This window comes from Actinoplanes sp. NPDC051633 (genome assembly GCF_040681735.1).
In the GTDB taxonomy this organism is placed as follows: Bacteria; Actinomycetota; Actinomycetes; order Mycobacteriales; family Micromonosporaceae; genus Actinoplanes.
Window position 1 is genome coordinate 1 of the sequence record NZ_JBFAZH010000231.1, and the last position, 8,344, is coordinate 8,344.

7 protein-coding genes are annotated in these 8,344 nt (G+C 67.8%); 3 read left to right on the forward strand and 4 right to left on the reverse strand.

Annotated elements, in window-relative coordinates; translation table 11 throughout:
• The 4 genes from AB0M20_RS15510 to AB0M20_RS15525 form a co-directional block, all read right to left on the reverse strand.
• On the reverse strand, positions 1–1,132 hold a 1,132-nt coding region (locus tag AB0M20_RS15510), incomplete at its 3' end, for a hypothetical protein (protein ID WP_364298506.1).
• 161 nt (positions 1,133–1,293) lie between these two features.
• Positions 1,294–2,541 (reverse strand): formaldehyde dehydrogenase, glutathione-independent, encoded by a 1,248-nt coding sequence (gene fdhA, locus AB0M20_RS15515; RefSeq protein WP_364298508.1) that lies wholly within the window; start codon positions 2,539–2,541, stop codon positions 1,294–1,296.
• A 172-nt stretch (positions 2,542–2,713) separates the two neighbouring features.
• Entirely contained in the window at positions 2,714–2,926 is a 213-nt protein-coding gene (locus tag AB0M20_RS15520) for a DUF397 domain-containing protein (protein ID WP_364298510.1), read from the reverse strand.
• A 155-nt stretch (positions 2,927–3,081) separates the two neighbouring features.
• A complete protein-coding gene (locus AB0M20_RS15525) occupies positions 3,082–3,951 on the reverse strand; it encodes a helix-turn-helix transcriptional regulator (protein ID WP_364298512.1) in 870 nt (289 codons plus the stop codon).
• Between the two features lie 420 nt (positions 3,952–4,371).
• Here AB0M20_RS15525 and AB0M20_RS15530 point away from each other — a divergent pair, with 420 nt between their 5' ends.
• The 3 genes from AB0M20_RS15530 to AB0M20_RS15540 all read left to right on the forward strand — a co-directional run bounded on the left by AB0M20_RS15530 (position 4,372) and on the right by AB0M20_RS15540 (position 6,716).
• A complete protein-coding gene (locus AB0M20_RS15530) occupies positions 4,372–4,557 on the forward strand; it encodes a hypothetical protein (RefSeq protein ID WP_364298514.1) in 186 nt (61 codons plus the stop codon).
• A gap of 71 nt (positions 4,558–4,628) precedes the next feature.
• A complete protein-coding gene (locus AB0M20_RS15535) occupies positions 4,629–5,960 on the forward strand; it encodes an MFS transporter (RefSeq protein WP_364298516.1) in 1,332 nt (443 codons plus the stop codon).
• A gap of 288 nt (positions 5,961–6,248) precedes the next feature.
• Positions 6,249–6,716: a hypothetical protein gene (locus AB0M20_RS15540; protein ID WP_364298518.1), complete on the forward strand. Its 468-nt coding sequence runs from the start codon at positions 6,249–6,251 to the stop codon at positions 6,714–6,716.
• Positions 6,717–8,344: the final 1,628 nt, after the last annotated feature.

Here is an 8,344-nt window from a genome sequence, read left to right on the forward strand (position 1 = left end):
CGGCCAGCTTCGCCACCACGTCGGCCCGGCCCTGCGCCGCCGCCCAGACGATCAGCCCGGGCCTCCTCCGCCGTGCCTCGGCGGCATTCGTCGGGTCGATCGGCCGGCCCGCGAAGACCGCGGCGATGAGCTCGTCGGCCGGGTCCAGCTCGGCGCGCTTCGCGCCACCGCCCACCAGAACGTCGGCGATGTCGGTGCGAGCGCCGAGCCGGGCCAGGTCCATCGGGGTACGCCCGTCCGGGTACGCCGTGACCACGTCCACGCCGTGGGCCACGAGCAGGCGTACCCGATCCACCATGCCGTGCTCGACCGCCCATCTCAGTTGGCCCCGCAGCAGCTCGGCGGGATCGCCGAGCCGCTCGCCCAGGCGACGCCGCCACGGCCCGCCGTCACCGCGGCCCAGCCCGTACTCGAACAGCAGCTCGAGATGGCTGTCGTCGCGGGCGAACTGGCGGTTGTAGAGGGTCTGGCCGTCGTTGGGGTCGGCGCCGGCGTCGAGCACGAGGCGGGCCAGCGCGTCGACGTGCGGGTGCGACGGCTGCCGGTGCACGCCGAGCTCACCGTTGCCGAAGATGCCGGTCAGCACGGTGAACGGCGGGACCAGGCCGTTCCACAGGTAGCCCTCGTCGGGATCGGCGCCCGCGTCCAGCAGCGCCCGGGCCGCGTCCACGACGTCATCGTCATCACCCGCCGCCCGGGAGTAGGCCAGATAGCACAGCGGACTCCAGCCGTACGGCCCACCCTTCGCGCGGGCCAGCCCTGGATCCTTCGCCAGCGCCGCGCGCACCGCCGCGCCGGAACCGGCCGCGGCGGCCGCCCAGATGTGGTCGGCGATCTCCGGCGCGAGGGCCCGCGCCTGCTGCCACCGATCGGGGCCGTCGACATCCGAGTAGGTCAGGCAGGCCAACCGGCAGAAGCGGTCGGGCAGGCTCTCCTGCGCCCGCTCGGCCGACGGCTGCCACGAGTGCGCGTTCGCCGCCTCGACGTAGTGCTTGAGCTTGGCCCAGCTCGCGAAGCCGTAGCCGCGGGCGACCGCGAGCTGCGCGAGATGCAACGGACGGGCGATGGAGCGCTGCAGGGCGCGCGCCTGGTTGCGGAGATGGTCAAGGTTCGGGTTCTCGGGCAGCGACATCGGTCGCGACCTCCCTTCGCTCGCCCGTTGTCCGCGTCACGGGCCGAAAGGAGGACAGGTGCCACCTTGCGATCGAAGTCAGGCGGGCTGAGCCCTTTCCGCGGACCGGCGGCTCCCTGGAAAGCCGATCCGAGAACTCTAGCCCGCCTGACTTCTCGTTGTCAGGCCGCCTTGTTCCGCACCATGCCGTGCGGGTCGAGCACGTACTTCTTCGCCGCGCCCTGGTCGAAGTCCTGGTAGCCCTGCGGGGCCTGGTCCAGCGAGATCGCCGTGGCGTTGACGTTCTTCGCGATCTGCACCCGGTCGTGCAGGATCGCCATCATCAGGTTCCGGTTGTACTTCATCACCGGGCACTGGCCGGTGACGAACGAGTGCGACTTCGCCCAGCCCAGACCGAGACGCAGCGACAGCGAGCCCTCCTTCGCCGCGTCGTCAACACCGCCCGGGTCACCGGTGACATAGAGGCCCGGGATGCCGATGGCGCCGCCCGCGCGGGTCAGATCCATCAGCGAGTTCAGAACGGTGGCCGGCATCTCGGTCTGCGCGTTCTGCCCGTGCCCGCGGGCCTCGAAGCCGACCGCGTCGACCGCGGAGTCGACCAGCGGCTGCCCGATCGCCGGCGCGTCCTTGCCGAGGATCTGCTGCACCTGCTCGACCGGGTCGCCTTGGGACACGTCGACGGTCTCGCACCCGAAGCTGCGGGCCTGCGCCAGCCGCTCCTCGTTGAGGTCGCCGACGATCACCACGGCCGCGCCGAGCAGCCATGCCGAGCTCGCGGCGGCCAGACCGACCGGCCCGGCGCCGGCGATGTAGACGGTTGAGCCGGTGGTGACGCCCGCGCTGACGCAGCCGTGGTAGCCGGTCGGGAAGATGTCGGTGAGCATGGCCAGGTCGAGGATCTTCTCCAGCGCCTGGTCACGGTCGGGGAACCGGAGCAGGTTCCAGTCCGCGTACGGGACCAGCACGTACTCGGCCTGGCCTCCGACCCAGCCGCCCATGTCCACGTACCCGTAGGCCGAGCCCGGCCGGTCGGGGTTGACCTGCAGGCAGACGCCGGTCTTGCCTTCCTTGCAGTTGCGGCACCGGCCGCAGGCGATGTTGAAGGGTACGGAGCAGATGTCTCCGACCTTGACGAACTCGACATCGGACCCGACGTCGACCACCTCACCGGTGATCTCGTGTCCGAGCACCAGACCCTCGGGGGCGGTGGTCCGCCCACGCACCATGTGCTGGTCGCTGCCGCAGATGTTGGTGGCGACGGTCTTGAGGATCGCTCCGTGCGGGGTACGCCGGCCGACGTTCGCCTTGTTGACGCCGGGCCCGTCCTTCATCTCGTACGTCGGGTAGTCGATGTCCTTGATCTCGACCTTGCCGGGGCCTTGATAGACCACCGCGCGATTGGCTGGCATCGTTGCCTCCCATCGTCATGGCGGCGCGGGACCACGCTTTGCGGTAGGCAACCGCAAAGCTTCAGAGTGTTACGCCGCCATGTGGCCCATGTTTCAACGGCAACGCCGGAAACAGAACCATCGATGTTGACAAGACAAGCCAAATCCGACATCCCACGCGGGACGGCGATGGTCAGTCTTGGAAGAGATCGTCGAACTCGCCGTTCTTGGCCCCGGCGATGAAGTCGCGCCACTCGTCCGCCGTGTAGGTCAGCACAGGCCCACTCGGGTCCTTGGAGTCCCGCACAGCGATAGCACCCGGCCCTGCGGAGGCAACCTCAACGCAGTTGCTGGGCCCGCATGCTGCTGACTTCCGCCACCGGAGCGCCTGGAACGGCTTCTGCACTTGAACTCCCAAGCTCCTACCACAGGAGCTCAGCGCTCCATCCGACAAATTAGGACAGTCGGCACCAATTTAGCACTGGAAGGAGCCAGCGTCACGGCGTTTCACACCAAGGAGTGAAACGACGCTCAACAACCGGTGCGTCGCTGCGCGACGCACTATAGCGCGTCCGAAAAGGACTTCAGCAGGGCCCTCGAGTCACGTGGGGTAATTGATCGCGCACGAAGAGCGGTGAACGTCCTGGCGTACTCCTCGATTTCTGTCTCTTGATCGAAGTACATAGTTTTGTACTGGTATTCGACATAGGCCACCGGCGGGATGTCAGGCTCGGCCCCATCCGTAGCGAGTGCATCGAACTCAAGCATCGTGAATCCGTTGAGCATCCCCAGATGCGCGCCCGCGCTGAAGGGGATGATGCGAAGTTCGAGGGCTCCGGTGTCCATCAGATCGATCAGATGCTCCAGCTGCCCTCTCATGACGGCCGGCCCGCCGACCATGCGACGGAGGGCTGCTTCGTCCAAGATTACGATCATCTGCGGTTTCGGTGCTTCCTTGAGAATGCGTTGCCGTCGCATTCTTATATCGACCGCCAATTGGCATTGTTCAGGCTCGTTCGGGAACCATTCTCGCAGGGACTCGGTCGCATATTCCCGCGTCTGCAAGAGACCAGGGATGTTGATTATCTCAAATTCTTTGATCTGCGTCGCGACGCGTTCCATGCCAATGAGAATCTCGAGGCCCGGTGATAGGTTAAGAGTTTGCCACCAACCACGCTCCCGGCTCTCGCGTGCCATTGACATGAGCCGTTCACGAACCTGTTCGTCCACCACTCCATACATGTCCAGCAAATCGCGAACATCGCGCAATGTGGGATTGCGCTGCGCCGTTTCGATACGGCTTATCTTGGCGGGGGAGCAGAGCAGGCGCTCGGCCACCTGCTGCACACTCAGGCCTGCGTCGGTCCGGTACCGGCGGAGAGCACTGCTGACCTGCCGTCGGCGCACGGTCGGACCGGGCTGCGCGGGCATGTGCTGGCACCTCCTGTGACAGCGGGCCGCTACTTAGCACTCAGCTACATGGCAATTGCCAGTGGCAAATATATCTTGGAAAGTGCCTCTTGGCAATTGACATGATCATAGGTGACCATCTTTGTAAGCCCACAAAAACGACCGTTCAGGGGCGGCAAGATCAGGTCAGGGGGTGATGGGCTATTGATCAACCCTCGTGCGAGGGCTGCACTCCGGTCGGCGGCAAACGATCCAGTGCAGCCCCACACACAACGCTGGGCCGATGCTCGCAACATCAGCCCAGCAAGGTCACCATCTCGAGCCTTGACAAGCCATCAGGACGGCAACCATGAAACAACTTACCAGCCTCCGGCCAAGAACAGTCCTCCCGTCGTGGCACGAAAAGCACATCGTGCCGATAGAACTGCGGGAGCGGCCGTTATGAAGATCTGGTCCGACCTCTCGATGCTCATCAAACTGGTCGTCGTATGCCTGATCATCGGTTTCGCGCTGGGACTCTGCTCCGCGGGCGCTCTCCTGAACTGGAGCCCAGACCGCCCGATCCCGAAGCCGTCGGTGATGGCCCACTACACCGAGGCCCTCGCCGCTCCGGATGCGCCAGCGTGACGGGTCAAGTACAAAGCGTATAGACCCCGTGGACAAGACCGGCTCTCACTGGCTGACTGATGGAGGCTGGTATGAGCACGTCCGGAAGCCCCTACGGCGATCATCCGCCGACCGATGACGCGGCCGTCGCGCTCGACGTGAAGGATCCGCACGAGCATCACTGGTTCGCCGAGCCGACGAAGCCGGTCACCTGGAAGTACGTCTCCGGCCTCGTCTTCGCTCAGCTGATCTTCTTCATCGCGCTGCTCGGCCCGGCGATCATCGGCATCGGGGTGAAGGTCCAGCAGATCGTTCCGGACGATCAGAAGACGTCGGCCCTGGGCACTGTGGCCGGCTTCGGCGCGCTCTTCGCGGTCATCGGCAACGTCCTGTTCGGTCGGTTCTCCGACCGCACCACCTCGCGGTTCGGCCGGCGGCGGCCCTGGATCGTCGGCGGCACGGTGGTCATGACGCTCGCCTTCGTGGTCATGGCGCTGGGCGAGACGGTCCCGGTCGTGACGGCGGGGTGGTGCCTGGCTCAGCTGGGCGCCAACGCGACCTTGGCGCCGTTCGTGGCGACCATCTCCGACCAGGTGCCGCGGTTCCAGCGGGGCAGCGTCTCGGCGCTGCTGGGCATCGCCCAGAACATGGGCATCCTGGGCGGCACGTACGTGGCCCAGATCTTCCAGGACCACATGGTGATCCTGTTCGTGGTGCCGTCCGTCTTCTCGATCGGCGCGATGTTGCTGTTCGCCGTCATCCTTCCGGACCAGAAGCTTCCGGTACGCCCACCGCGAATGAACCTCCGCGAGTGGGTGACCACCTTCTGGCTCAACCCGCTGAAGTTCCCCGACTTCGCGTTCGCGTGGTGGTCGCGGTTCCTCATCACGCTTGCGACGTTCATGTTCACCACGTTCCGGCTCTTCTTCCTTCAGGACGAGCTGGGGCTGTCCGAGGACGACGCGCCGGCCGCGGTCACCATCGGCGTTCTCGTCTACACGATCGCGCTGATCGCCTCCGGCTGGATCGCCGGGAAGATCTCCGATCGCACCGGCCGGCGGAAGTTCCTGGTTGCCGGTTCGACCCTGCTTTTCGGCATCGGCACGGTCGCCCTGGCGCACGTCTCCACCGTCGGCCAGTTCTACATGGTCGAGGCGTTGATGGGTCTCGCGTACGGCATCTATGTCGGTGTGGATCTGGCCCTGGTTGTCGATGTGCTGCCGAACCCCGACGACTCGGGCAAGGATCTCGGGGTGTTCAACATGGCCAACGCACTGCCGCAGACGGTGGCGCCGGTGTTCGGCGCCGCGTTGCTCGCCGTGTCCAGCGCGAACAACCAGAACTACGAATTGCTGCTGTACACCGCAGGCGTGGCCGCCCTCGTGGGCGCCTTGGTCGTGCTGCCGATCAAAAAGGTGCGGTGACCATCAGCTGCGGCGGGCCATGACACGGGTCGGGTACGGCAGGGTGTGCGTGAGGACGCCGATCTCACCCAGCTTGGCGAGTACGCGACGAATGTTGACGGTCATGAGCGGTCTCCTTCAAGGAACTTGTAACGGAAGGCGACGCTGCCTCATCTGATACAACAACCCACTCAGGGCGGTCCGTCCCTCCACGACCATGTCGTACATCACCGCTGTCGCCTTCCGGTCCCAACAAGGCCGATCCAGGCGTCGGCGGGCTTTCCTCGATGACTACGAAGGGTGGTCGTCATGGGAAAGCGGAAAACCGCGGTTGTGGTTCCGGCCTGGCTGGGTCCGAACAAGATGTACAACTCCGCCAAGGGCCAGTCCTACGTTTTCGGGCTGTTCACGATCGGTGCGCGGCGCATCTCCTTCGCCGCCGATGAGGAGGTGAGCGTCGACGTCGCCAGGAAGCAGGCGACGATCGAGTGGCCCTTCTGGCTCGCCGGTGGCGGATGCCGCCTGAAGACACCGTCTGGCGCATGGATCGTCGCCTTCGGCCGGCCGTTCCCGGATGCGCCCGCGCCGGATCAGGAGAAGATCGAGGCGGCCGCCACCGCGCTGGAGGGGCTGCAGGCGGCTGCGGGCCAGGTCTCGGACCTGGCGGACCTGGGCGCCGGCGTGCTGAAGGACCTGGTCGGCTTCGCTCAGGCCATGACAGACATCAGAAAGGGCCGCCGCGCGGCGGAAACCGTCAAAGCAGCCCTCGGTACGTGACGGGCTCGCCCAGGACAGGAACGAGCTCGGCCACCGGCAGCACCGACTCGCCGATCCAGCCGCAGGAGCGTCGGCCGCCAGGGTGATGGACGGGCCGGGTCGATAAGGGGTAAGTCGCGCTCAGCGGGGACCAAGGGGGCGCCACCTCAACGAGGACCGGTGGTCCCCAGAGCAACGAACCGACAACACTGCCCGACGGCGGCCGTGCGTCTCGCCCGGGAGGCCGCCGTGCATCTCGCCCGGGGGAAGCCCGCCACGCACCCCGCCCAAGGAAGTCCGCCGCCCACCCCGCCCAGAAAGCCCGCCGCGCACCCCGCCCAGAAAGCCCGCCACGCACCCCGCCCGAGAAAGCCCGCCGCGCGCAACTCGCCCAGAGAACCCGCCGCGCAACTCCCCGGGAAGCCCGCCGCGCACCTCCGCCCGGGAGGCCCACCGCGCAACTTGCCCGGGAAGTCGGTGTGGGCGCCGTCCTCGCGGACCCCGGCGCCCAGGTGTGCCACCGGTAGCCCGCGCCAGGCCGCACCATCGCCGCGGCCATGCCGGCCGGGTCGTCCGTGGCGACCAGCACTACGGCCGGGACCGGCCTAGATCTCGCTGATCTTCTCCGCGCCGAAGGCGTCCCGCAGGAGCTGCATGGCCTGCTGCTCGCTGCTCTGGCGCGCGCTCTTCTCGTCGATGACCACGTCGAGGGGCTCGTCGCCCGGGTCGAAGCCGTCGTAGCCGGCTGCCTTTCCCGGCGCACCGTCGAACTCCGGGTCGTAGGGCGCTTCCCCGGCGGTCGACCCGTCGGAGAAGGCGCCGCCGGCGGGCGCTTTCTTCGGTGCGGCCTGACGCGCGGCGCCTGCCGCAGCCGCCGCGCGCGCAGCCGCCAGGCCAGGGCTCGGTACACGACCCGAGCCGGGGCGTGGGACCGCGCCGGCACCCGAGCTGGGTGCATCGTTGGAACGCGCGGCACCCGAGCCGGGAGCGGCACCCGAGCCGGGAGCGGCACCCGAGCTGGGAGTCGCACCCGAGCTGCGAGCGGCGCCGGAGGCGACTCCCGAGCTGGAAGTGGAGCCGGAGGGGGCACCCGAGCTGGGGGCGACACCGAAGCCAGGGGCGGCGGAGCGGGCGCCGGAGGCGGAGCCTGCGCCAGACCCAACGCCCGAGCTGGACCCCGGACCCGAGCCAGACCCCACACCGGAGTCTTGGGCAGGATCGCGGCTGGGCATGGGTCCGGAGGTCGGTGCCGGGTTCGCAGGCGGATCCACAACCCACGGCGGCGTTGAGTCGCCGGCAGATGAAGTCGACGCCGATGGCGGCGTGGCCTGCGGCGGAGCGCTCGGTGCTGCGGATCGCGGCGTCGAGCCACTTGTGGGCGAGTCGCTTGTGGGCGCTTGGCCGTCAACCGGCGACTGCGTCAGCTTGGCACCGGCCGTCGGTCCGGATCGGCTCGCCGGTCCGGTCGTTGGGGGCTCGGCAGGCGGATCGGTTGCCGCTCCGAGGCGGGCCGGTTCCGGCCAATCGTCGTCGTCTGCCGTCGAGGCTGCGGCCGGGGCCATGGGCGGTCCGCCGGGGCGGGCCGGCTCAGGCCAGTCGTCGCCGTCGTCGGCCGCGCCGCCGGCCGAGCGCCGGGCGGATGCCTCGCG

Bases quoted from the DNA above. Each gene is read 5' to 3' on its own strand.
- fdhA (WP_364298508.1), bottom strand. From the start codon at position 2,541: ATGCCAGCCAATCGCGCGGTGGTCTATCAAGGCCCCGGCAAGGTCGAG.
- AB0M20_RS15530 (WP_364298514.1), top strand. From the start codon at position 4,372: ATGAAGATCTGGTCCGACCTCTCGATGCTCATCAAACTGGTCGTCGTA.
- AB0M20_RS15540 (WP_364298518.1), top strand. From the start codon at position 6,249: ATGGGAAAGCGGAAAACCGCGGTTGTGGTTCCGGCCTGGCTGGGTCCG.
- AB0M20_RS15535 (WP_364298516.1), top strand. From the start codon at position 4,629: ATGAGCACGTCCGGAAGCCCCTACGGCGATCATCCGCCGACCGATGAC.
- AB0M20_RS15525 (WP_364298512.1), bottom strand. From the start codon at position 3,951: ATGCCCGCGCAGCCCGGTCCGACCGTGCGCCGACGGCAGGTCAGCAGT.